Here is a 22,941-nt window from a genome sequence, read left to right as displayed (position 1 = left end):
CGATGGGCTACCGCAGACCGGCGGCGGCGAAACATCCGCGCGTCCCCGCCGAGGTCGGCTAGGGTCGAAGGCGGAGCCGACGAACCGAGAAGAGGCGAGACGATGAGCGCGGACAAGCCCGGCGAGCAGCAGCCGCTCGACGCGGAGATCGTGGAGACCCCCGGGCCGCCGCCCGCTGCCCTGCCCGAACCCGACTACAGCGACAACGGCGCCCCGTCGTTCGACTTCGTGCGGGACCGGATCGAGAAGCGGTACACGACGTCGGTCGGCGCGCAGGAGATCGCCGGGATCGGCGGGCCGGAGGACCTGCAGTCGCTGGACAAGAAGATCGCCGACCGCAAGGAGGCGGCGAAGGACAAGCTGGCCGAGATCCGGCGGGCGATGGGGAAGGAATAGCTCCCGCTCGGCGGGGGATTCCGCCCGGGGGCCGGGCGGGATCGACGGCTGCCCGGGCGAGCCGAGGCGAGACACCGAGTCGAGCGGGCCGTCGCGAACGTTGCCGTGCCCGTGCTGGTTCTCGCCGCTGACGACCTCGGCCGCCGCGGGAACCGCCGCTGCTGGACTCCCCCGGCGACGCCGAAAACCGCTCCGCACCCGTCGAGCCGACCCAGCGGGAAGCCGCTCGGCACCCGTCAAGCGACCCGGCAGAAAGCCTCGCCGCACCCGCCAAGCCGACCCGCCAGAAAGCCGCGCCGACGCTCGACCTCGGCGCTCACTGGCTGGGCGCCGCGGGACCTGGCGAAGCCGTGGGTCCCCGGAAACACCGCCGCGGAACCCCGTGAATCCGGCCCATCACTGTCCACAATGGACCCGAGCCGCCAATTCCCGTGGCCTCCCCCGCGCCCGTTCTGGTTGAATCGCCCGTATGGCAACCACCGTGCGCGTTCCCGGCCTGGTGCTCACCGAGCACGAGTTCTCCGTCCCCCTCGACCATTCCCGCCCGGAAGGCGCGAAGATCACCGTCTTCGCCCGGGAGGTCGCTGATCCCGACGGGCTCGACCGGCCGTTTCTCGTTTATCTCCAAGGCGGTCCCGGGCACGAAGCGCCGCGGCCGTCGCGCGGGACGCCCAGCTGGTTGCCGCGGGCGTTGCGGGAGTACCGGGTTCTCATGCTCGACCAGCGAGGCACCGGACGGTCCACGCCGGTCGGCACGCTCACCGGCACGCCGGCCGAGCAGGCCGAGTACCTCACGCACTTCCGTGCCGACGCGATCGTGCGCGACGCGGAGTTCGTGCGGCGGCAGCTGGGCGTCGAGAAGTGGAGCGTGCTCGGGCAGTCGTTCGGCGGGTTTTGCACCCTCGCTTACCTTTCCCGGTATCCCGAAGGCTTGGCCGAGGCCTTCTTCACCGGCGGGCTGCCGCCGATCGCGCGGCATCCGGACGACGTTTACCGGGCGACATTCGCCAACTTGCTCGAGCGCAACCGCCAGTACTACCTCCGCTACCCCGGCGACCGCGCCCGCGTAGAGGCGTTGCTGCCGTGGCTCGACGACGGCGCGGTGACCCTGCCCGACGGCAGTCCGCTCACCGCGCGGTTGTTCCAGCAGCTCGGTTACGTCCTCGGCGCCAGCGGCGGCGAGGAAGCGCTGCACTACCTGATCGAGCGCGACCCGAAGTCCCCGGCTTTCGCGCACGACGTCGCCAGCTCGCTGCCCTTCAGCGCGCGCAATCCGCTGTACTCGGTGATCCACGAGTCGTCCTACTCCGACGGGTTCGCCACCCGCTGGTCCGCCGAGCGCGTGCTGCCGGACGAGTTCCGCACCGACCGGACGCTGTTCACCGGCGAGCACGTGTTCCCCTCGCTCTTCGACGACCTCCACAGCCTCCGGCCGATGAAGGAGACCGCGGAACTGCTTGCCGCGCACGAATGGCCGCGGCTGTACGACACCGACGTGTTGCGCGAGTGCACGGTCCCGGCGGCGGCCGCGATCTACGCCAACGACATGTACGTCGAGCGGGTGTTCTCCGAGGAAACCGCGCGGCTGATCCCGACGCTGCGGCCCTGGATCACCAACGAGTACGAGCACAACGGCGTGCGCGCGGGAGGCGATCACGTGCTCGGGCGGTTGATCGACCTTGTTCGCGGACGCGTCTGACCTGCCGTGAGGGGAACCCTGCGGGACTCAGAGTCCCTCAGGGTTCCCCTCACGGACGGCGCAGCGGGGGTCAGGCGACGGTTACGCCGCCGTCGACGGAGTCGGTGGACAAGGTGAGGTCCTGCCAGGCGTCGAAGTCGTCCTGGACGCGCTGGCGTCCGGCGGTGACGAGGCGCAGTGCGTCCGAGCCGAGCAGCAGGTGCACGGGCGGGTTTTCCTCGTCCAGGAGGCTGAGGATGGCGTCGCCCGCGCGGTCGGGGTCGCCGATGCCCTGGCCGGCGAGCGCTTGGCGGCGGGTCCGGATCGGGTCGAACAGGGCGTCGTAGTCGGCGATGCCGCGCGGGGCTCGGACCAGCGAGCGGCCGGCCCAGTCGGTCTTGAACGCGCCGGGAGCAACGGCGGTGACCCGCACACCGAACTGGGTGACTTCCTGGGCGAGGGTGTCGGTGATGCCTTCGAGGGCGTGCTTGCTGCCTTCGTAGAACGCGAGGCCGGGGAACGTGGTGTGCCCGCCCATCGAGGTGATGACGAAGATCTGGCCGTCGCGCAGTTCGCGCATGCCGGGCAGGACCGCCTTGATGGTCGCGACCGTGCCGAAGACGTTGACCTCGAACTGGCGGCGCAGATCGGCCATCGACGACTCCTCGAAGGTGCCTTCGAGCCCGTATCCGGCGTTGGCCACGAGTACGTCGATCGGGCCCAGTTCCGCTTCCACCTCCCGCACGGTGGGCTCGATCCGGTCCGCCTCGGTGAGGTCGAGGACGAAGGCCCGGGCGCGTTCCGGGTCCAGCGCCCGGAAATCGGCCGCGTGCTGTTCGGTACGCACGGTGCCCGCGACGCGGTGCCCAGCCGCGAGGGCGCGTCGGGCAATGGCGCGTCCGAGGCCGGTGCTGACGCCGGTGATCAGGATTGTCTTGCTCATTGCGAAGTGTCCTTTCGTGGGGCATGACTGCATGGACCCCGCGGGTGCGGCGGGGCCTGGTGTAGGAGCGAAGGTCAGGACTCGGCGGAATCCCGGGCAGGCGCGGGTTCGCGGCCCCAGCTGGCCAGCAGCCGAAGCCGTTCTTGCGAAGGCGAACCGGCCGGCGCGCTGTAGACGACCATCGACTGGCCCGGATCGGCGACCGCGGTGAAGATCTCGTACTGCAGTTCCAGGTCGCCGGCGACCGGGTGGCGCAGGCGTTTGAGACCGGTGCTGCGTTCCCGGACGCGGTGTTCCGACCACCACGCCGGGAACTCGGGCGAGCGCATCATGAGCTCGCCGATCAGGTTGGCGATGTGCTGATTCCGCGGCTGCGCGGCGGCGGCCAGCCGCAACCCGTGCACGTAGTCGCGGGCGACGCGTTCCCAGTCCAGCCACACCAGGCGGGCCCGCGGATCCAGCAGCGTCCAGCGCGCCATGCTGCGTTCCCGCCGCGGCAGCTCGGCCACGTCGGGAAACAGCAAGGCCCACAACGCATTCCCGCCGACGACCGTCAGGTTCCGGTCGCTGACGAACGCCGACGCCAGTTCCATCGAGTCCAGCACCTGCCGCAGCGCCGGACGCAACCGGGACGAATGCTCGGCCCGGTCCAGCCGCTCGGCCGTGGCTCCCGCGAGAGCGAACAGATGCCGCCGCTCGATGTCGTCGAACCGCAGCGCGTCGCAGAGGGCGCGCAGCACCTGCTCAGACGGCTGCCGGGCACGGCCTTGTTCCAGCCGGGTGTAGTACTCGGTGCTCACCCCGGCCAGCTGCGCGACCTCGCCGCGCCGCAGCCCGGCGACCCGCCGTCCGGTGCCGGACTCGGCCGGAAGCCCGAGGTCGTCCGGCGTCAGCCCGGCGCGGCGGGCGCGGAGGAAATCGCCCAAGTCGTTCTTGCCCATGCCTCGAGTCTGCCTTCCGGGCCAGTGATCACCAAGGGCGTAACTGGTCCTGCCAGTACTACTCAGCGGGACGGGCGAGGATGACCGCGCGGGCGGCCAGATGCAAAGCCAGCCGCTCATCCGGACGTGACAGGTCAACATGCAGCAACTGCTCGATCCGGCCGATTCGCGCAGCAACCGTATTCCGGTGAATCCCCAGCACAGTCGCCGTTTCGGCAAGCGAGGACTCCGCGTCGAGATAAGCCGCGAGGGTCCGGATCAAATCCCCCGGCACCGGGACCAGCGGAGCGAGCAACGCGCGCGCAGCAGGCTCGAAGGTGTCCGTCCGCGTCCACTCCAGCAACAGCTGGGCCATCCCGAGCTGGTCCACGTGCAGGAAATGCCCAGTCTCCGGACGCGCCGCAGCGAGGCGGGCGGCGTCGGTGGCTTCGGCGACTGTCGCGGTGAGACCGTCGGCGTGCGGGCGGCCGACGCCCAGGTGTGCGTCGAGCGTGCGGCGCAGGCTGCGGTGCACAGCGCGCAGCCGCGCGGATAGCGCACGCACCCGTTCCGCAGTCGGTTCCTGTTCGAAGGTGACCCAGCCGGTCCAGCCCTCGCCGTGTTCGACGGTGACCGCGTCGATCGATTCGGCCCGGAGAGCGCGCACGACCTCCTGCGTCCGGGAGACGGTGTCGACGTCCGCGGGCACACCGATGCGCAGGCCGACGTGCCAGCCGCCGAGTCGCCAGCCCGCGTCAGCGGCGCGGCGACGCAGGTCGGCGCCGGGTTCGGTGTCTTGGCGCAGCAAATCGCCCAGCAGCGCGGACCGGGAACGGGCGTCGCGTTCCAGTTCCAGGCGGTGGGCCAGCAGCCAGCGCTGCACGGCACCAGCGGCGACGGCCAGCGTCGCGGCGACGACGTCCGCGCGCGGGGACTTGGCTCCGGGCAGTTCGGCGGCCAGCCACACCGATGGCTGCGGCAGCACGGCGGGATGGGCGAGCAGGACGCCGTCCGCGAGGGCGATGCGTTGCGGGACCGGCTCGTGCACTCGCACGCGGGCAGCGTCGGCGAGTTCACCGGCCAGCACCTCGCCACGGTCGTCGAGGACGGCGACGGGAGCGTCCAGCAGCCGCCGCAGCACGGTCACGATCTCCTCGGGCGGAAGCAATCGCTCGCCGAGCGCCCGGTGCGCGGCCAGCACGGCGTCCGCGCGGTCGATGTCGGGAGCGGCCAGCGCGAGGCGGGCGTCCACGAGCAGATCGAGCGGATCGGCTGAAGTCACCAGCAGCGGCACCGACAGCCGTTCGGCCAGAAGTTGTGACGCGGCAAGCGGTTCGGCTCCGGGGAGCAGGACTCCGGCGGCTCCGGCATCCGCGCACCGGCGCAGGAGGGCGTCGATCTGCCAGTCGGAACCGAGTGGGCGGACCACCACCACCAGTTCGCCGGAAGCGGGGGTGCCGGACGCGTCCAGGGCGGCTTTGACTGTCCGCAGTGGACGATCCAAACCGGACTCGCCGGAGCAGACCCGGACCGGGCCGGCCCACGAGGGCAGAGCGAGCAGCTGACGGAGAATCACTGGGCTGCCACCGGATCGCAGTCGATTCCGTACGCGCGCGGTTCCAACAGCGGCCGGCGTCGCGGATCGGTCCAGAACGGGGAAGCGGCGAGACACACGACGTCCACCTCCACGCCGGCGCGGATCGCGTCGCACTGCAACGGGATGCCGGTGCGGCGGTCGAGCACCGACAGAATGTCCGGAGTGGACGCCACCGGCAGCCCGTCCCGCAACGCCAGCAGGTATTCGTTCTCCATCTCCAGCCGCAGCAACGCGCCGTCGCGGTGATCGGTCAGCGTCGCCGAGCCGCGGCCGAATCCGGGGTGTCCGTGCTGTCCGGGGCCGATGTGCCGCGACACCTCCAGCACCCGGCCGCGGGCGAGAACCCGGCCGTCGAGAGCGGTTTCCAGCGCGGCGAGGTCCGGGCTCTCCCCTGCCGCGAGCACGCGGGCGCCGAGGGCGAGGGCTTCGCTCGTCGTGCCGACGACGGCGTGTCCGGCCAGTTCACCGGCGGGGATCGGGGCGAGCGCGATCGCCGCCCAGCCGCCTGAGCTGGCCAGGAACGCGCGGATCCCGCTCTCGACCACCGAGGCCGCCGCCGCGGCGAGCACCACCACCCGGCCGCCGGGTTCGGCCATCGCCGCCGGAGCGACGCCGCGGCCGGTCGCGGCGACCGAGAGCTGGTCGAGTCTCGGCAGCCCGCGCCCGGAAAGGTCCGCGTCCGCATAGGCCAGACCCAGGTCCTGGGCGGCCACCAGCGGCAGCAGGCCGTTCAGGCCGCCGATCTCGATGGACATCAGCGCCTGCGCGCGCTGCCCGGTCCAGCGTTCGATCGCCGCGATCGCCGAGGCGAATTCGTCGCCGCTGGGCAGCTTCTCGGCGAACGCCGCGGTCGCGCCGACGATGCCGGTCGGCACCACGAGGGTGTCCGGCGCCAGGTCCGCGACAGCGTGCACGACGGGTTCGCGGCCGGATTCGGTCAGCCGCCGCAGCAGCACCGCCGCGGTGACGGTGTCCCCGCCCCCGCCGGACCCGAGCAGCGCGACGCCGCGTTCGAGTGCCGGCACGTCCGCGGCGGTGATGCGCATGGCTGGTCAGCGTATCAGCGGAGGCTGTACCCGCCGTCCGGATACAGCGTCGAGCCGGTGGTGTAGGTGCTGGTGAACAGGTACAGCACGGCATCGGCCACTTCGGACTCCCGGCCGACGCGGTGCAGCAGCGTATCCGCGCGGTACTGCGCGAAACTCGATTCCCGCGCGGCGGCCGGACGCCCGGCCCACAGGTTCCCGTCGATCGTGCCCGGCGACACGACATTCACCCGCACCGGTGCCAGCTCCACCGCGAGTCCGCGACCGAGGCCCTCGATCGCCGCGTTGCACGCCACGTACGCCGGGGCCGCGGCGGGCGGACGCACGCTCGCGACGCCCGACATCAGCACCACCGAAGCATCCGGCGACAGCTTCGGCGCGGCGTGCTTCACCGCGTGGTACTGGCCCCAGAACTTCGTGACGAACGGGCTTTCCGCCTCCTCGTCGCTGAGGTCGCGCATCGGGCCGACGGTGTAGGACGCGGCGGGTGTGAACAGGTGGTCGACCCGGTCCAGCGCGCCGAAGAACTCGGCCAGCGATGCCTGGTCGGTGGTGTCCACGGCCTGCCAGGTCGCGGTCGGGCCCAGTTCCGCGGCGGCCGCGCGCAGCTTGTCGCCGGACCGGCCGCCGAGGTGGACGAGCGCGCCTGCCGCCGTCGCGCGCCGGGCGACCTCCAGCCCGATCCCGGAACCGCCGCCGAGCACTACGACCGCCCGGCCGTCGAGCGAAGTCACGAAGCCACCTCCACGGGTACGAAATCGTGCGGCAGCCCGAACGCCGCTGGGCCGAACGTGGCCAGCGCTTCCGGGGTGCGCATGAGCGGCGGCGTCGAGATTCCGACCACGGTGACGCGCTGGCCGTAGCGCAGCGTTTCGGTGGTGATCGGCTCGGCGGATTCCGCCTCCAGCACGCAGATCAGGTCAGGGACCAGGCAGCGCACTTCGCCGTCGACGAGCGCCACCAGGTTTTCGTTCTGGAAAAGGATTTCCAGCTTGTGGTCGCCCTCGAAGGACACGACGGCCGCGCGGCCGCGGGCGAACCCTTCTTCGGTGCGACGTTCCACATCGGACACTTTGCCGCGGAACAACACCCGCAGATGCGGGTACAGCGTGTCGCTGAGCGCGGTCGCCAATGCGGCCACCGGATCAGCGTTCTCTTCTCGTGCAAGGCGAATCGCGCGGCCGACGCTCAGCGCGAGCGACAGCGTGCGCGGCACGGCCGTGCGTTTGACGTCCGCGCCGCTCATCGAGTACTCCGCGATGTGTGCGACGCCGCCGAGCCGGATGGTGATCCCGCGCGCGAGCCATTCCATCCGGCGGTTGTCCGCACCGGTGTCGATCACCGTGGTTTCACCGCGTTCTCCGGCGATGCCCATCGGTGAACCGGGGACGCCGTACACGCCGAACGTCTCCATCTGCAGTTCCGGGAACGCCCGGCCCATGCCGTCCGCGTCGACCACCGGCAGTCCGAGCCGCGCGCCCACGACCAGCGGGATCATCGAGTTGATGCCGCCGCATTCGATCGGCATCGTCGCGTCGGCCTTCGCACCGAGACGGTTTTCCAGCGCCCGCAAGGCAAGTTCGGGTTCGGCGCCGTTCGGGAGCTTCTCGTGCACGACGGTCGGCGCGCCCATCTGCGCGGTCGGGATCACGAGGGCGTCGTCGTCCAGATCGTCTGGGTCGAGCACGGTGACAGGTCCGTGCTCGCGGATCGCCTCGCGCACCAGCAGCCGTCCGACGTACGGATCGCCGCCGCCACCAGTGCCGAGGACCGCAGCTCCGCGAGCGAGGTCTTCGAGGTGGTCTTCGGTCAACGTCCAGCTCATCCCGCGACCCCGATCGGGTCGAGGTCGTAGCCGAAGTACCGCGGGCCGGCCAGCGCGATGCCTTCCGGGGTGTGCCAGCGCGGATCCGCCGGGGCCGCGATCACCGTCACCCGCTGGCCGTAGCGCAGGCCCTCGGTGGTGACGGCCTCGCCGGACTCGCGGTCGAGGGTGCAGATGAGGTCCGGCACGGAAGCGCGCACCTCGCCGTCGACCTCGGCCACCAGGTGCTCGTTCTGGAAGCGCAGCAACATTTCCGTCCCGGTGTCACCGTCCATTCCGGACAGCCGGGCTTCGCCGCGAGCAAACCCGGTGACAGTGCGGCGAGCGACGTCGACGACCTTGCCGCTGAACAGCGTCTGGCCGCGCAGCCGCGCCACGACGCGATCCACGGGGTTCTCGTGTGCCTCGCGCGCCTCTCGCACGAGCGCGCCGAGTTCCGCGCAGAGCGTCAGTGTGCCGGGCACCATCGATTCCCGGGCCTGCGCGCCGGACATCGCGTAGTTGCTGATCATCGCCGAGCAGCCCATGTCGATGGTCGCCGACCGGGCCAGCCGCTCCGCCCAGTGATTGTCCACAGTGTCCAGTACGCCGCGGTTGCCCTTCTCGTCCGCAATGGACATCGGGGTCGCGCGGATTCCGTACAGGGTCGGCAAAACCATCTGCAGTTCCGGGAACGCCCGGCCCATGCCGTCCGCGTCCACCAAGGGCAGGCCCAGCTGCGCGGCCGCGACGACTGGGATCAGCGAGTTCACGCCACCCGCTTCGGCACAAGCGATGTGCGTGAGTTCCTTGCCCAAATAGGTAGCCAGCGTCCGGGCGGCGAGCCCGACCTGTTCGGCGGACGGCAACTTCTCCACCATCACAGTCGGCGCGCCCATCATCGCGACCGGCAGCACCACCGCGTCGTCGTCCAATTCGGACAGTGACACTAGCGGGACTGAACCGTGTTCGCGCACCGCGGAATGCGCCAGCAACCGGCCGATGTACGGGTCTCCCCCGCCGCCGGTGCCGAGGATCGCCGCGCCGCGCGCGATGTCGTCCAGATCCTTCTCGGTAATCTCAGCCATCGTTCACGCCCCCAGCTGCAGGTCGCCGACCGCCTTGACCCGGATCCGGGTGGCGTTGCCGGGCAGGTACGGGATCGGCACCTCGTCGAAGTCGACGATGCCGACGGACGCCGGGCTCGCCCCGGCCGCCACCGCGCGGTCGACTGCTTCCTGCTTCGCCTCGTCCACCACGGCTTCGCGACGGCCGGGCTCGATCACGTACACCCGGTCGACCTCGCCGCCGATCTGCGCGATCGCCGCGCCGATCGCGTTGGCCACCGCGTAGTGATCCGGCCGGCGCACCTCGCCGGAACCGGCGAGCTCGTCCGGCAGCAGCACCGAACCGCCGCCGACGGCGACCACCGGGAGCGGCTCGGACGACGTGCGCATCCGGTCCACGACGTCGGAAACGTCCGTCGCGATCCGGTCCAGCGCCGCCCGCACGAAGTCCCGGTCGAGGTGCGCGACCAGCGACGGGTCGCCGATCTCGGCGCGCCCGGCGGCGACCGCGATGTCGGTGGCGGTCAAGGTGTCTCCGCCGAACACGAGCGCCTTGGAGGTCAGCTCGTAGCCGACGGAATCCGGCCCGACGGTCACGCTGGCCGCGTCGCCGCGCACCCGGCTGCCGCCGCCGATGCCGATCGACAGGACGTCCGGCATCCGGAAGTTCGTGCGGATCCCGGCCACGCTCACGTCCGTGGTCGCCTCGCGCGGGAAACCCTGTCGCAGCACGCCGACGTCGCTCGTGGTGCCGCCGACGTCGACCACCGCGCAAGTGTCCAAACCGGACAGCACCGCGGCGCCGCGCATCGAGTTCGTCGGGCCGGACGCGAAGGTGGCCACCGGGTAGCGGCGGGCGAAATCGACGTCCATCAGCGTGCCGTCGTTCTGGCTCAGGTACAGCGGCGCGGTGATGCCCGCGCCGGTGACCGACGCGGCGAGACCGTCCACGATGTGCGCCGCCAGCTCGCGCAGCGCGGCGTTGATGACGGTCGCGTTTTCCCGCTCCAGCAACCCGATCCGGCCGATTTCGTGGGACAGCGAGATCGCGACGTCCGGCAGCTGCGAAGCGATGATCTCCGCCGCCCGCGCCTCGAACTCCGCGTTCACCGGCGAGAACACCGACGTGATCGCGACGCTGCGGACCCCGGCCGAGCCCATGTCGTCGGCGGCCTTGCGCAGTTCGCTCTCGTCCAGTTCGGCGATGTGCCGTCCGTCGAACTCGTGGCCGCCGTGCACCAGGTAGCTGCGCCCGGACACCGCGTCGACCAGCCGCTGCGGCCAGTCCACCATCGGCGGCAGCGACGCGCCGGCGGGCAGGCTGAGCCGCACCGCCGCGGTCGGGGCCAGCCGGTGCGCCTCGACGAGCGCGTTGATGAAGTGCGTGGTGCCGATCATGACCGCCCGCACCGCGGCCGGGTCGAACGCCCGCTGCCGCTGCAGCCCGTCGATCGCGGCGACGATGCCCGAGGTGACGTCCTCGGTGGTGCTGGTCTTGATCGAGGCGAGCACCTCGCGGCCGTCCAGGAGGACCGCGTCGGTGTTGGTGCCGCCGACGTCGATGCCGATGCGCACGAAGAAATCTCCTTCCAGGTAACGGAATCAGGCGGCCGGGGCGGGTTCGGCGTCCGCGGTGGCACTCCTGCCGACCCCGCGGACCAGGCCGAGCTTCCCGGCGGCCACGTACAGAACGAAAGCGACGACGAGCGAGTTGATGCTGGGCAAGCCCCAGTCCACGAACTCGCCGAACAGCGCGGCGGCGATCCAGACGACGATCGTCGCGGGCACCCACACCGGAGCGTCGGTGGGCACCGCGCCCCGCGCCCTTGCCTCCTCCAGCGTGCCGCGCCACTGCTTCACCACGAAGTATTCGGCCACCATGATCCCGGCGATGGGCGGGAACGCGACCCCGAGCACGGTGAGGAAATCGGTGAACTTCGAGAGGATCCCGGCCGCGGCGAGCACGCTGCCCACCACGCCGAGCACGGCGGTGACCAGGCCGCGGTGCGCGCGTTTCCCGGACACGGTGCCGATGAAGTTCACGACGCCGAGCCCGGACGAGTACAGGTTCCAGTCGTTGATCTTCATCGTGCCCGCGATGACGATCAGCAGCCCGACCCAGCCGACCGACGACGTGACGATCGTGGTGATCTGCGCCGTGCCGACCGCGTGCGCGAGCAGCACCCCGGCCAGGCCGATCACGTACTCGCCGAGCGTGACGCCGACGAGCGTCTGTTTGACGACGTCGCCGGTGGTGCGGTTGAACCGGGTCATGTCCGGCGTGATCACCGCGCCGACGATGAACCCGCCCGCGACCAGCGTCGTGCCCTGCAGCAGGCTCAGCTGCGGACCCGGCGGCGCCGAAGCCACGAGCGCGCCGAGGTCGTGCCGGGTCAGTTCGGAGACCACCGACCAGCCGACCAGGATCAGGAACGCGGGCACCATCAGGTAAGCCGTCCACGCCATCGAGTGGAAGCCGCGCACCACGATCGCGGTCACCACCAGGCCGAACACGAGCGCCCAGCCCCATTCCGGCAGGCCGCCGACCAGCGCGGCGAGGCCCTGCGCGGACACCGCGGACTGGATGCCGAACCAGCCGATCAGGCTGATCCCGATGGCCAGCCCGATGAGCGCGGAGCCGCCGCGGCCGAAGCCGGTCCAGCGCGCGATCATCGAGGTGGTCAGGCCCTCGCGGACGCCGATCACGCCGACGAGGATCGTGATCAGTTCGAGGATGACCGAGCCGAGCGTGAACGCCAGCACGGCGTTCCCGAAGCTCATCCCGAAGCCGATCGTGGCGCCGAGCAGGAACTGCGACAGCGCGGAAACCTGGCCGAACCGCTGCACAGCGACCGACCACCACGAGTAACGGGCGGAATCGGGCACCCTGGTCAGCGCGTAATCGTCGACACCGACAGCCGAGGCCATGGCGACCTCCTCATCCTGGAGGGGAACGGTTCCCAGCACCGTAAGCAGCGTCTCCGGCGAGGTCACCGTGCGATCCGCACAGTCCGGCCAGTCCGGCTGTGCAGATCGCATTCCTACCCGACCAAGGCGTGGACTGCCTCGTACGAGAACGCCGCCGCGCCGACCCCCGCCGCGATGCTGACGACGACATTGGCCGCCGCGGCGAAGTACGACTGGCGCTCGACCAGCCGGACGGTTTCGTAGCTGAAAGTGCTGTAGGTCGTCAGCGCGCCGCAGAATCCGGTGCCGAGCAGCGAGTAGACCGCCGCGGGCAGCGCAGTCCCGGCGCCGGCGAGGCCGCCGAGCAGGACGCAGCCGACGAGATTGACGGTGAACGTCCCCCACGGGAACAGGCTCTGGTGCCGGGACTGGACGGCCCGGTCGGTCAGGTACCGCATCGGCGCTCCGACCGCGGCGCCGAGGAAAACGAGGAGGACGGTCATCGGACAGTCACCTCCGCCGGGACGAGTTTGCGGGTGATCGCGTGTCCCAGCAGGACGGCGAGCAGCGCGGCGGCGAGCGTTCCGCCGAGGTAGCCGAAGGCGAGCGGCACGGTGTCCGGCTGGAGCAGGTTGCGCGCTTCGACCGCGTAGGTGGAGAACGTGGTGAAGCCGCCGAGGATGCCGACGCCGAGGAACGGCCGCACCAGCCGGTGCGCCGACCACGTCTCGGTGACCAGCACCATCAGCACGCCGATGAGGAAACAGCCGGCGACGTTCGTCCAGAACGTCGCCCACGGGAAGCCGCCGGTCGCGGCGGGAAGGGCCTGCGCGAGGCCGTAGCGGGCCAGCGCGCCGAGCCCGCCGCCGAGCGCGATCACGCCGAGCACCGACACGTGGTGCCGGACGAGTTCGCGTTGCTGCACTGGATCCCGGAGATCGACGTCAGGGTCGAGAGGTTCTTCAGGCACAGTCTTCTCCTACTCCACGGACACACGGTTCGCCGTTCGAGTAGGGACTGTTGGCGGTCTCGACCGCGGTTGTCCGGGAGATTCCCGGAGCGGCGAGCCCCACCGCCGCGCGTCCGCGAGCCTACCTGATCAGTTCCCCGCCTCCCGCAACGCGGTCAGCGCCGGACCGAACATAGTGGACTTGATCGCGGCGAGCGTGCCGCGATCCTTGCCCGCCAGCGGCGCGACTCGTTCGACTGCCGCCGTTTGCAGGTCTTCCAGCGCGGCGGTCCCGTCGACCAGGCCGAGCGCTTTCGCCTGCGGACCGCCGAAGCGGCTTCCGGTGGTCATCGACGCGACGGCGGCGGCCGGGGTGAGCTTCGCTTGGACGAGCGCGGCCATGCCCGGGGTGAACGGGAGGTTGATGTCGGCTTCGGGAAAACAGAAGTAACCGCGGTCTTCGCGCATGATGCGGAAATCGTGCGCCATCGCGAGCATCGCGCCGCCACCGAACGCGTGTCCGTTGACCGCGGCGATCGTCGGGACCGGCAGCGCGAGCACGCGGGCGAGGAGTTCGTGGATGCTCGTGACGTACTTGCCCGCTTCTTCGGGATGGCTGGTGAACCAGTCGAGGTCGAGGCCGTTGGAGTAGTACTTGCCGCTGCCGACGGTGACGAGCGCGGCGGGTTCCTTGCCCGCGGTGACCGTGTCGAGGTGAGTATGGACTTCTTCCAGCCACGTTGGGGCGAACCGGTTTTCGTCGGAGCCGAAATCGAGCACGTGGACGGCGCCGGTGGTGGTGAGAGTGGGCATTTCAGTCCTTTCTGGACTTTTTCGGTGGTTCCAGGGCGAGGATGGCGCGGACCGCCGCGGCCAGCCGTGCGCGACTGTCCGCGCTGGCAGGTCCGGTGGCGAGTTCGCGGCGGAGCAGGGCGGTCGGGAGGTCGACTACGCAGGCGGTGATGACCTCGACGGCCTGGCCGTCGCCTCGGTCCCAGAGTTGACGGGCGAGGCGGACGAGGAGGCGGACCAAGCGTTTGTCCAAGGCGTGCAAGGCTTCCGCTACGTCGTCGGGAAGCTGCGGACCCAGTACGCGCTTGGACGGGACGGCGATCATCATCCGCGCGGCGTCCGGACGCGCGTCGGCTACTACGGCGGAGGTGTCGGCGGCCGCGACTACCGCTTCGATCGGGTCGGGCGCTTCGTCGACCAGCCGCTCTTGTTCGTCGAGGAAGAACGTGGCGGCGCGCAGCCAGGTCCGGCCGATCAGGGCGGGGAGGTTGGTGAAGGCGTGGTAGATCGTGCTGTTCGGGACGCCTGCTTCTTGCGCCAGCCGCCGGACGGTGAGCGCTTCGGGGCCGGAGTCGGCGATAAGGCGCTCGGCGACGTCGAGGATCAGCTCGGGGTCGTGGATCCGGGGGCGGGGCATGTCGGCGATAGTAATGGAGCAGGTGCTCCAAAACCAGGGTCAGGTGATGTGCGACTCGGAGGTCGTGAGCGGTGGTGCCGGTTCTAACCGGCGCAAACACTCAAGACCGCCCACGAGGTTCGCCTGCTCGCCGGGCCGAGCATCGCCGCGGACGAGTCTTCGCCACCGGAAACCTTGTCCAGTGCCGAGGAAGCACCCGCGCGCGTCCCGAACGACCCTCGGCCGTTCGCCGAGCAGGGCGCGATTTCCCGCCGCGCTCGCGGGAGCCGAACCGCCTTTTCCGCCGCCCGCGCCTCGCCGGGCACGGGTGCGGGTGCGGGGTTCAGTCCGCGATGTACAGGCAATCCCGCCCGTCGCGGGCGGGGGCGTCCGGGTCGTCCAGCCAGCGGCCGCCGTCGGCCAGGTAGCGGAAGCGGAGCCGGGCGCCGGGCGGGACCTCCACCGCGGCCGAGCGCGTGCCGTTCGAGCGTTTGCGGAGTTCGTGGCGGCCGGGCTGCCAGTCGTTGAAGTCGCCGACCACGCTCACCGGGCCGGGCGGGGTGTCGAGCGGGAGCACGAACGTCACCCGCCGGGCCTGCGAGCCGCTGCTCCGGCTGGTCTTGATCACGGCGTTTCCCTTTCCGGTTCCGGCGAATCGGTATTTCTGAATCGTTTCACGACCGCCGCCGGAAACCCGGACGCGACGAGTGCCGCGTCCGGGTGAAACCGGGGTCAGGTGGTGGAAACGTCGTCCAGCTGCTCGGCCGCCGGGCGGACCGGGAACAGGTCGCCGCCGGGCGGGGCCGGGATGCGCCCGACCGCGGCCCGGGCCTTCCAGTCGCCGGCGTCAGCGGCGGCGTGCACGCTGTCGAGAGCGGCGTACTGGATGAAATGGATGTCCGGCAACGGCCACGGCTCAGCACCGGTGGCCGCCGGGAGCAGGTGGTCGACCGCGGCGAAAATGCTGCCGCCGTTGGGGTTCCGGTACGACCACAGGTCGACGCCCAGGTGCTTGCCCAGCTGCGCGAGGCGAGTCAGGGCGACCAGGTTGAACGTGTGGTAGTGGTACGTCCGGGTGCGGGTCGATTCCTCGGGCTGACCGCCGTCCGCGGCGATCTGGTGGTCGATCCGGGCTTTGCCGGAGTCGCGCACGATCTGCCGGGCGAGGTCGCGCTGGCCGACGTAGCTCGCGGTCGCCGCGGTGAGCAGGTCGTAGAAGGTGCCGTGGTTGTTGGCCGCCTTGGCCTCGTCGGTGCCGTTCTTGCTGGTGCGCAACCAGGTCAGGAAGTCCGACGACCAGCCGCGGAACGCTTTGCCGTCGGCCTTCGTCCAGCCGGGCGCGCCCGCTTCGAGGATCCGGGCGGCGTCGAGGACCTGGGTGAAGGTGTAGGAGAACTCGATGATGCCGATCCCCCGCCCGTCGGTCTTGCACGGGATGCCCTGCGCGAAGTTCAGGTTCGGGTTCATTTTCGTTGCCGCGTCGAGGAACCACGTGCGCAGGTCGAGCGCGGCGCGCCGGGCGTACTCGGCCTTGCCGGTGTAGTACCAGGCGAGCGAGAGCTGGTAGATCGAGTTGAACGCGACGAGCCGCTCGGCCTTGTCCGGCACGTTCTTCATCTCGGGATTGACCTGGCCGTCGCGGTCGACGTACGGGCAGCCCTGCGGATTTTCCGGCGTTTTCGGCTGGCTGGGCCAGTAGTACGGGGCGAGGCTCAGGTAGTCGTGCTTGTCGCCGCTCGGCGGGACGCGCTCCTTGTCGACGACCGTCCACGGCCCCTTGGTCAGCGCGTCGTCGGCCTGCTTCAGCAGATTGGACAGCGACGTGCGCAGCGTCGGATTCCCGGCCATCAGGCCGATCTTGTTGCCTGCCAGGTGCAGGCCGTCGAGCACCACCGGGTCCGGCACGCAGACGAATGAACACGACCTCGGCGCGGGCGCGGCGGTCGCCGCCCCGGCGGTGGTCGCGAGCAGCCCCGCGACCGTCGCGAGAACCGCCGCGAGACGACGCGGACGGGTAGACCGGAAAGGAGGCAGCACCGCAACTCCGTTCAAGTATATGAATACTCCACAGATATGTGAACTGAGATTGAATAGCCGAACGATCGGGGCCGCGTCAAGGGGATGTCAGGCGGAGAGGCCGCGCCGGACCGGGTTCCGGAGGGTGCCGATGCCCTCGATCATGATGGTGACCTCGTCGTCTTTCTCGAGAGTGACGTCCGGGCCGGGGACGGCTGATGTACCGGTGGCCAGGACGGCGCCGCGCGGGAAAACGTCGCCGCGGTAGAGCCACGACACGAGATCCGCGAGCCTGCGATGGAGCCGTGCGGTGGACGTCTCCCCTGCCCAGCGCAGTTCTCCGGCGCGGCGGATCTCCACGGCGATGCCGAGCGCGTACGGGTCCGGGATGTCTTGCGCGGGCACGATCCACGGCCCGGCGGCACACGAGCCGCGGTACATCTTCGCCTGCGGCAGGTACAGCGGGTTCTCGCCTTCGATGCTGCGCGAACTGACGTCGTTGACGATCGTGTAGCCGACGATCTCCGCGTTCGCGTTGCACACCAACGCTAATTCGGGTTCCGGAACGTCCCAAGTGGAATCTTCCCGGACGCCGATCAGCTCGCCCGGACCACGTACGCGATGTCCGACGCTCTTGAAGAACAGTTCCGGACGCTCCGCCTCGTAGACCCGCGCGTAGACGTCGGCGTCGCCGCTCTCCTCCATCCGCGCCTCGCGCGACACCTCGTAGGTGACTCCGGCGGCCCACACTTCGGTGTCGTCGTCGACCGGCGCTCGCAGCTCTCCTGGTTTTCCCGGCTCCAACTCGACCGCCAAGGCCTCGGCGAAGTCTTCGGCGGACAGGGCCAGCAGAGAGCCGAGCGTGGTGCCGACCGGGAGCGTGCCGGTGGCTTCGCCGTCGGTGACCTGCCAGCCCGCGGCGGTCTTCACTAGGCGGCGCATCAGTGCGAGTCCCTCGGCACGGCGGAACCGCGGGTGCCGTGCAGGAAATCGAAGTCCGCGCCGAGGTGCGCCTGGGTGACGTGCTCGCGGTAGAGCCAGGTGTAGCCGCTGCGGTACGGGCTTTCCGGCGGGACCCACGCCGCGCGGCGGGCAGCGAGTTCGTCGTCGGACACGTGCAGGGTCAGCTCGCGCGCCGGGGTGTCGAGCGTGATCCGGTCGCCGGTGCGGACGAGCGCGAGCGGGCCGCCGACCGCCGATTCCGGGCTCACGTGCAGCACGACCGTGCCGTAGCCGGTGCCGGACATCCGGCCGTCGCAGATCCGGACCACGTCGGTGATCCCCTGCTCGATCAGCTTCTTCGGGACCGGGACATTCGCCACCTCCGGCATGCCCGGGTAGCCCTTCGGGCCCGCGCCGCGGATCACGAGGATCGTGTCCGGGGCGACCGGCAGTTGTGGATCATCGGCGACACGGTGGTAGTCCTCCGCGGTGTCGAAGACGAGCGCCGGGCCGGTGTGCGTGAGCAGTTCTGGAGACGCGGCGGATTGCTTGATCACCGCGCCTTCCGGGGCGAGATTTCCGGTGAGCACAGCGGTTCCGGTGCCCGGGGGCTGGAACGGCGCCTCAACCGCGGTGATGACCTCGTCGTTCCAGCACTCCGCGGTTTCCCTGGGCTTGCCTGCGACCGTGCGGACGTCGGTGTGCAGGAGTCCGGCTTCGGCGAGCCTGCTTAACACCACAGGAATACCTCCCGCGTAACAGAAATCCTCCATGAGGAACCGGCCGGACGGCATCAGGTTCACCAACGTGGGGACCGCCCGGCCGAGTTCGTCGAAGTCGCTCATCGTGAGCGGGACTCCGACGCGCCCGGCCAGCGCGAGCAGGTGCACGATCGCGTTGGTGGACCCGCCGATCGCCGCGTTGACCCGGATCGCGTTCTCGAATGCCGCACGGGTCAGGATTTCCGACGGCCGCAGCTCTTCCTCGACCATCGCGACGATGCGCTGCCCGGCTGATTGCGCGGTCTCGAAGCGCCGAGCGTCGACCGCGGGCCAGGTCGCCGACCCGGGCAACTGCATGCCGAGCGCTTCGGCGAGACAAGCCATCGTCGAGGCGGTGCCCATGGTCATGCAGTGGCCGTTCGAGCGGGCCATGCAGCCTTCGGCGAAGAAGCACTCCTCCTCGGTCATCCGGCCGGCCTTGAGGTCTTCCTCGAACTTCCAGACGTGCGTGCCCGAGCCGACGTCGCCGCCGCGGAACTTGCCGTTGAGCATCGGGCCGCCGGTGACCATCACCGCGGGCAGGTCGACGCTCGCCGCGCCCATCAGCATCGCCGGGGTCGTCTTGTCGCAGCCGGAGAGGAGGACGACGCCGTCGAGCGGGTTGGCGCGGATCAGCTCTTCGACCTCCATCGCCATCAGATTGCGGTAGAGCATCGCGGTCGGCCGCATGAGCGTCTCGCCGGTCGCCATCGTGGGGAACGCGAGCGGGAAACCGCCCGCCTGCCAAACGCCGCGCTTGACCGCCTCGGCCACGCGATCGAGGTGGACGTTGCACGGGGCGAGTTCGGAAGCGCTCACCGCGATCCCGATCACCGGACGCCCGTCGAACACCTCCGGGCCGAAGCCCTGGGACCGCATCCACGACCGGTGGATCATCCCCGCCCGGCCGGACGCCCCGAACCACGCCGCACTGCGCACTCGCCGACTCCCTTCGCTGGAGCCTCCCTCGATACCCGATCGGGCGGATCCTGGCAATCGACTGAGAATTCCGGTGAACCGGACACTTCGCGGGGGTGCCGGGCGTTGGAGGGGGTGAGAGATGTCGCCGGACAACGCGAGGTGTGCGATGAGCCTGATCGGGACCCTGGTCGGGTACGTCCTGACCGTGTTCATCGTGGTGCTGATAGCGCGGATGGTGCTGGACTGGACCCGCGTGGTCGCGACCGGGCCCGCGTGGCTCGGCCAGGCGCGCCGCATCACCCACCGGGCGACCGAACCGGTGATCGCTCCCGTGCGCCGGGTACTGCCGCCGATCCGGGCCGGCGGGATCGGTATCGACCTGGCGTTCACGGTGGTTTTCGTGGCGGCGTTGGTGGTGCGGTCGGTCGCGTTCGCGTTGTGAGGGCTGGGGTCGGGGTGTCAGCGGCGCGGTCGGGTCATTCGCGGCCCGGTCGAGTCATTCGCGGCCCGGTCGAGTTGTGAGCGGCGCGGTCGGGTCGTTTGCGGCGCGGCCGAGTTGCGACTAGTGCGGTCGCGTTGCGAGCGGTGCGCTCGGGTTGAGCAGTGTGTTCAGGCTGCGAGCAGTGCGGTCGCGTTTTGACAGCCCGCCTGCGTTCCGAGGAGCGCGCTCGGGTTGCGAGCGGCACGCTCGGGTTCAGTTGAGCGCTTGCGCTCGCGTGGCAGGGAGCACGGTCGGGTTGTGAGCAGCGCGGTCCCGGCCTGAGGAGCGCGTCCGCGCTGTGAGCCATCCGCTCGTGTCCAGAGGAATGCGCTCGTATCCTGAGCAGCGCGCGGTGCCGTGAGGCCCGGCGAAGAACACCCGGGTCCGACGCAATGTCCACAGTGGAGCGACGCGGGTACTCCTGCGGAAATCAGCAGCACCCGCGTCCAGGCGACCGGCCCCAGTCAGGCCGCGGCGAACGGCTCTGCGGTGATCCCGTCAGCGGTCACCTGGTTCCGGGGCCGTGCCGCGGGGTGGACGGCCAGTTTCGCGGTGCCCGTCTCCCCTGGCCGCTTGCTCCGGATCAGCGGGAGTCGAGCCGGATTTCGCCGGCGCTGGAGTTGACCTCGATGCGGTGAGCGCCGGTCGGCCGGTCCGGGAGGGTGCCGCTTCGTTCGCCGACCGCGGTCTTCGCCGACACCGCGTAGTCCGTGCCCGGAACGGTGAGGGAAACGGCGCCTACGTCGGTCCTGATGGTGGCGTCGGCAGCCGCGCTCAGGGTGATGTCCACTTCGCCGACGGAGGTCACTGCCTTGACTGGCCCGGCGGAGTCCTGAACGGCGACCCGGCCCGCGGACATCGTCAGGTCCAGCGAGCTGACCTTGGCCGCCTCGAATTCGCCGGCTCCCATCTTCCCGGTCACCGCGACGCGGTCGGGCAAGGTGACGGTGTAGGAGACGACGCACTGGGTTCCGCAGGTTCCGTCGAGTTCTAGCGTCGTCCCGGTCAAGTGATGCCAGACGCCCTCCGGTTTCGCCCCCTGGTAATGGATCTCGCGCTCGACAGTGATCGAGTCACGGGCGCCGCCGGAGCGCAGTCGCACGTATCCGGCGGGGCTGTCGATCTTGATCGCCGTCGGCGAACCGGTGAGCGTCGACGTGTCCTTCACGGTGTTCTGCCAAACCCCGACGGTGGTGCCGTCAGGCCCGTCCTGCTGCACGGGGAGCTGGCACGCCGAGACGCTCGCCGCCAGGACACCAGCCGCGACCAACCGACCACTTCGCACGTTTCTCGTCCTCTTCTCTTCGAGCCGGACTTTCACGTTATGGCCGTGATCAGCTTTCGGGCATCAGGGATGACCCGGACCTGGGCCAGGGTTTCCGCCGGAATGCCGAATTCCCGGACGGTCGTTGCGGTGCCTGCAACGGAACGCGTCTCAGGTTGTTCCCTCGTCGAATGCAGGGTTGTTCAGGCCGGAGGAACGGCGCGGTCGGGGTGCTGAGCGTCAGGGCTTTCCGGCGGTGACCGGGGCAGGTTCGTCGTCGGGGCGGCGGCGGGCGGTCCAGCGGTCGTAGCCGCGCAGGAAGAAGCGGTGGGCGGGGCGTTCGACCAAGCGGGTGAGTGCCCAGCCCAAGAGGACGCCGGTGGTGATCATGCCCGCGGTTTGCAGCAGCGGGTCGAGGCCGAGGCCGGACAGCCAGTGCAGCACGAGGTAGCCGATGGCCTGGTGGATCAGGAAGACGCCGTAGGAGACGCCGGCGAACCAGGTGATCGCGCGCTGGGCGAACGGCGGAAGGAAGCGGTTCCAGTCCGGGCCTGCCGCGGCCAGCGAGATCAGCGCGATGCCGATCGCGATGCCGATCGTCGAGCCCCATTCGACGTGGATTCCAGTGGGGGTGACGGTCGCGCCGTGCAGGGCGTGCGCGGTGACGCAGAGGACTTCCAGCAGCACGAACTCCGTCGTGGACACGCGTTTCGTCGTCCAGAGCCGGACCGCGATGCCGGCGACGAAGAGGTGCCAGCGGTGGAAGCCGAAGCCGTCGACGATGACGCGGTACCACTCGGGCGGGCCAGCGATGCGCAGCGGCCATTGCGCGAGCGGGACCAGCAAGGCGGTCCACATGACGACGCGGAACCTGCGGCCGTGGCCCCAACTGCTCCGGAAGAGCAGCGCGGCGACGGTGAACGCCATGAGCTGGAGGGGAATCGTCCAGTGGGAGCCGTCGAGGAAGGGGTGCTCGGCGGGTTTCCAGTTCCAGAGCATCAGGAGGTTGCCGACGAGGTCGCCGAACCGCGGACTGAACCAGCCGGGCGGCGAGAGGTACCGAAGCGCGAAGTAGATCACCACGACGGCCGCGAGAAACGGCGGCAGCAACCGCGCGATCCGGCCCCACCAGTACCGCCCGAGCGACCCGCGCCCGATCGTGACGGCGGCGAAGTACGCGGAAATCACGAGCAGCAGGCTCGCCCCGACCTGGTGCGGGAACACGAACCGCCGCGGCCCCAGTTCGGGGTGCACGACGACGCTCATGAAGGTCGCGTGGTACAGCAGCACCAGCACGACGCACCCACCGCGCACGAGGTCCCAGCTGATCCGCCGGTTCCCCGAAGACACGCTCACCGGACGGAACGAGGACACGCGCGCCACCGTAACTGGTGAGGTTTACGAGGCGGGGAGCGACCCTGGGGCGTGTCGGGCGGGCATTTCCGGTACAGGGGCTCGGGTTCGCGGTGCGAGGGCGGGGTTGTTCCGGGGAAATCTGTGGTGGCGGAGGGGTTTCCGGCTGGGGCGGCTGACGGGGCGGGCTGTCGCTGGGTGATGCGGGGTTCCGGTGAGTGAGAGGTTTTGGGTTGCGGGCAAGCAGGATTCACCCGTTGGATGTGACGGACAAATGCTTGCTTGGTTCGGTGGGCAGTGGCGGCGGGATGGCGGGGCGGAAGTGTCGGCGGGGCGGCGGCAGGGCGGCAGGGCGGCAGGGCGGCAGGGCGGCAGGGCGGCAGGGCGGCAGGGCGGCAGGGCGGCAGGGCGGCAGGGCGGCAGGGCGGCAGGGAATGATCCGCCTTGCGGCTGAATCGGTCTTGTGGGTGGTCGTGGACTGGCCGCGT

Annotated in this window: 22 protein-coding genes; 3 read left to right on the top strand and 19 right to left on the bottom strand. The window is 70.3% G+C overall.

The genetic code is table 11. The features are described 5' to 3' along the window. The first annotated feature begins 102 nt into the window (after window positions 1-102). Both ACFXI3_RS20805 and ACFXI3_RS20800 read left to right on the top strand, forming a co-directional pair. On the top strand, window positions 103-396 hold the full coding sequence (locus tag ACFXI3_RS20805) for a hypothetical protein (protein ID WP_344277283.1): 294 nt from the start codon (window positions 103-105) through the stop codon (window positions 394-396). Window positions 397-865: 469 nt separating this feature from the next. Further along, entirely contained in the window at window positions 866-2,095 is a 1,230-nt protein-coding gene (locus ACFXI3_RS20800; protein ID WP_378401378.1) for an alpha/beta fold hydrolase, read from the top strand. Between the two features lie 70 nt (window positions 2,096-2,165). Here the strand turns inward: ACFXI3_RS20800 and ACFXI3_RS20795 are convergent, their stop codons facing one another. The 17 genes from ACFXI3_RS20795 to ACFXI3_RS20715 form a co-directional block, all read right to left on the bottom strand. After that, window positions 2,166-3,017, bottom strand: coding sequence for an oxidoreductase (locus ACFXI3_RS20795; protein ID WP_378401376.1), 852 nt, complete (start codon window positions 3,015-3,017; stop codon window positions 2,166-2,168). A 74-nt stretch (window positions 3,018-3,091) separates the two neighbouring features. Next, window positions 3,092-3,958, bottom strand: coding sequence for a helix-turn-helix transcriptional regulator (locus ACFXI3_RS20790; protein ID WP_378401374.1), 867 nt, complete (start codon window positions 3,956-3,958; stop codon window positions 3,092-3,094). A 58-nt stretch (window positions 3,959-4,016) separates the two neighbouring features. Continuing rightward, the gene (locus ACFXI3_RS20785) at window positions 4,017-5,513 is read right to left on the bottom strand and encodes a PucR family transcriptional regulator (protein ID WP_378401372.1); all 1,497 of its coding nucleotides are present in this window, start codon (window positions 5,511-5,513) and stop codon (window positions 4,017-4,019) included. Then, window positions 5,510-6,580: a DUF917 domain-containing protein gene (locus tag ACFXI3_RS20780; protein WP_378401370.1), complete on the bottom strand. Its 1,071-nt coding sequence runs from the start codon at window positions 6,578-6,580 to the stop codon at window positions 5,510-5,512. Before ACFXI3_RS20780 ends, ACFXI3_RS20785 begins: the two co-directional genes overlap by 4 nt. 14 nt (window positions 6,581-6,594) lie before the next feature. Next, window positions 6,595-7,314 (bottom strand): SDR family oxidoreductase, encoded by a 720-nt coding sequence (locus ACFXI3_RS20775; protein ID WP_378401368.1) that lies wholly within the window; start codon window positions 7,312-7,314, stop codon window positions 6,595-6,597. After that, entirely contained in the window at window positions 7,311-8,405 is a 1,095-nt protein-coding gene (locus ACFXI3_RS20770) for a DUF917 domain-containing protein (protein ID WP_378401366.1), read from the bottom strand. Before ACFXI3_RS20770 ends, ACFXI3_RS20775 begins: the two co-directional genes overlap by 4 nt. Next, on the bottom strand, window positions 8,402-9,472 hold the full coding sequence (locus ACFXI3_RS20765; RefSeq protein WP_344277307.1) for a DUF917 domain-containing protein: 1,071 nt from the start codon (window positions 9,470-9,472) through the stop codon (window positions 8,402-8,404). Before ACFXI3_RS20765 ends, ACFXI3_RS20770 begins: the two co-directional genes overlap by 4 nt. Before the next feature lie 3 nt (window positions 9,473-9,475). Further along, window positions 9,476-11,026: a hydantoinase/oxoprolinase N-terminal domain-containing protein gene (locus tag ACFXI3_RS20760; RefSeq protein WP_378401364.1), complete on the bottom strand. Its 1,551-nt coding sequence runs from the start codon at window positions 11,024-11,026 to the stop codon at window positions 9,476-9,478. A gap of 27 nt (window positions 11,027-11,053) precedes the next feature. After that, entirely contained in the window at window positions 11,054-12,379 is a 1,326-nt protein-coding gene (locus ACFXI3_RS20755) for a cytosine permease (RefSeq protein WP_344277313.1), read from the bottom strand. A gap of 113 nt (window positions 12,380-12,492) precedes the next feature. Further along, the gene (crcB, locus tag ACFXI3_RS20750; RefSeq protein ID WP_344277316.1) at window positions 12,493-12,861 is read right to left on the bottom strand and encodes a fluoride efflux transporter CrcB; all 369 of its coding nucleotides are present in this window, start codon (window positions 12,859-12,861) and stop codon (window positions 12,493-12,495) included. After that, the gene (locus ACFXI3_RS20745; protein WP_378401361.1) at window positions 12,858-13,328 is read right to left on the bottom strand and encodes a fluoride efflux transporter FluC; all 471 of its coding nucleotides are present in this window, start codon (window positions 13,326-13,328) and stop codon (window positions 12,858-12,860) included. Before ACFXI3_RS20745 ends, crcB begins: the two co-directional genes overlap by 4 nt. A 129-nt stretch (window positions 13,329-13,457) precedes the next feature. Then, window positions 13,458-14,120 carry an enoyl-CoA hydratase/isomerase family protein gene (locus tag ACFXI3_RS20740; protein ID WP_378401359.1) on the bottom strand — a complete coding sequence of 221 codons (663 nt, stop codon included), beginning with the start codon at window positions 14,118-14,120 and terminating at the stop codon, window positions 13,458-13,460. A 1-nt stretch (window position 14,121) separates the two neighbouring features. Further along, a complete protein-coding gene (locus tag ACFXI3_RS20735) occupies window positions 14,122-14,736 on the bottom strand; it encodes a TetR/AcrR family transcriptional regulator (RefSeq protein ID WP_344277325.1) in 615 nt (204 codons plus the stop codon). Window positions 14,737-15,058: 322 nt separating this feature from the next. Further along, entirely contained in the window at window positions 15,059-15,343 is a 285-nt protein-coding gene (locus ACFXI3_RS20730; protein ID WP_378401357.1) for an isoamylase early set domain-containing protein, read from the bottom strand. Between the two features lie 104 nt (window positions 15,344-15,447). Next, entirely contained in the window at window positions 15,448-16,752 is a 1,305-nt protein-coding gene (locus ACFXI3_RS20725) for an alginate lyase family protein (protein ID WP_378401355.1), read from the bottom strand. 87 nt (window positions 16,753-16,839) lie between these two features. Further along, window positions 16,840-17,673 (bottom strand): fumarylacetoacetate hydrolase family protein, encoded by an 834-nt coding sequence (locus ACFXI3_RS20720; protein WP_378401353.1) that lies wholly within the window; start codon window positions 17,671-17,673, stop codon window positions 16,840-16,842. After that, window positions 17,673-19,373, bottom strand: coding sequence for an IlvD/Edd family dehydratase (locus tag ACFXI3_RS20715; RefSeq protein ID WP_378401351.1), 1,701 nt, complete (start codon window positions 19,371-19,373; stop codon window positions 17,673-17,675). The genes ACFXI3_RS20720 and ACFXI3_RS20715 overlap by 1 nt, the downstream gene beginning before the upstream one ends. Window positions 19,374-19,521: 148 nt before the next feature. On the opposite strand from ACFXI3_RS20715, the gene ACFXI3_RS20710 reads away from it, so the two are divergent. Then, window positions 19,522-19,797, top strand: coding sequence for a YggT family protein (locus tag ACFXI3_RS20710; protein WP_344277343.1), 276 nt, complete (start codon window positions 19,522-19,524; stop codon window positions 19,795-19,797). A gap of 622 nt (window positions 19,798-20,419) precedes the next feature. On the opposite strand, the gene ACFXI3_RS20705 is transcribed toward ACFXI3_RS20710, so the two are convergent. Then, entirely contained in the window at window positions 20,420-21,121 is a 702-nt protein-coding gene (locus tag ACFXI3_RS20705; RefSeq protein ID WP_378401349.1) for a hypothetical protein, read from the bottom strand. 219 nt (window positions 21,122-21,340) lie between these two features. Next, window positions 21,341-22,474 (bottom strand): acyltransferase family protein, encoded by a 1,134-nt coding sequence (locus tag ACFXI3_RS20700; RefSeq protein WP_378401347.1) that lies wholly within the window; start codon window positions 22,472-22,474, stop codon window positions 21,341-21,343. Window positions 22,475-22,941 lie beyond the last annotated feature (467 nt).

Origin of the sequence: Amycolatopsis sp. NPDC059235, from assembly GCF_042754125.1 — a bacterium.
GTDB classification, from domain to species: domain Bacteria; phylum Actinomycetota; class Actinomycetes; order Mycobacteriales; family Pseudonocardiaceae; genus Amycolatopsis; species Amycolatopsis albidoflava.
Note: the sequence above shows the minus strand (reverse complement) of the source record. Positions and strands in the feature narration are given on the sequence as shown.

Excerpts from the sequence above, each read along its gene's own strand:
- ACFXI3_RS20710 (WP_344277343.1), top strand. The coding sequence starts at position 19,522 with ATGAGCCTGATCGGGACCCTGGTCGGGTACGTCCTGACCGTGTTCATC.
- ACFXI3_RS20765 (WP_344277307.1), bottom strand. The coding sequence starts at position 9,472 with ATGGCTGAGATTACCGAGAAGGATCTGGACGACATCGCGCGCGGCGCG.
- ACFXI3_RS20800 (WP_378401378.1), top strand. The coding sequence starts at position 866 with ATGGCAACCACCGTGCGCGTTCCCGGCCTGGTGCTCACCGAGCACGAG.
- ACFXI3_RS20805 (WP_344277283.1), top strand. The coding sequence starts at position 103 with ATGAGCGCGGACAAGCCCGGCGAGCAGCAGCCGCTCGACGCGGAGATC.
- crcB (WP_344277316.1), bottom strand. The coding sequence starts at position 12,861 with ATGACCGTCCTCCTCGTTTTCCTCGGCGCCGCGGTCGGAGCGCCGATG.
- ACFXI3_RS20755 (WP_344277313.1), bottom strand. The coding sequence starts at position 12,379 with ATGGCCTCGGCTGTCGGTGTCGACGATTACGCGCTGACCAGGGTGCCC.
- ACFXI3_RS20780 (WP_378401370.1), bottom strand. The coding sequence starts at position 6,580 with ATGCGCATCACCGCCGCGGACGTGCCGGCACTCGAACGCGGCGTCGCG.
- ACFXI3_RS20795 (WP_378401376.1), bottom strand. The coding sequence starts at position 3,017 with ATGAGCAAGACAATCCTGATCACCGGCGTCAGCACCGGCCTCGGACGC.
- ACFXI3_RS20790 (WP_378401374.1), bottom strand. The coding sequence starts at position 3,958 with ATGGGCAAGAACGACTTGGGCGATTTCCTCCGCGCCCGCCGCGCCGGG.
- ACFXI3_RS20770 (WP_378401366.1), bottom strand. The coding sequence starts at position 8,405 with ATGAGCTGGACGTTGACCGAAGACCACCTCGAAGACCTCGCTCGCGGA.
- ACFXI3_RS20740 (WP_378401359.1), bottom strand. The coding sequence starts at position 14,120 with ATGCCCACTCTCACCACCACCGGCGCCGTCCACGTGCTCGATTTCGGC.
- ACFXI3_RS20735 (WP_344277325.1), bottom strand. The coding sequence starts at position 14,736 with ATGCCCCGCCCCCGGATCCACGACCCCGAGCTGATCCTCGACGTCGCC.
- ACFXI3_RS20720 (WP_378401353.1), bottom strand. The coding sequence starts at position 17,673 with ATGCGCCGCCTAGTGAAGACCGCCGCGGGCTGGCAGGTCACCGACGGC.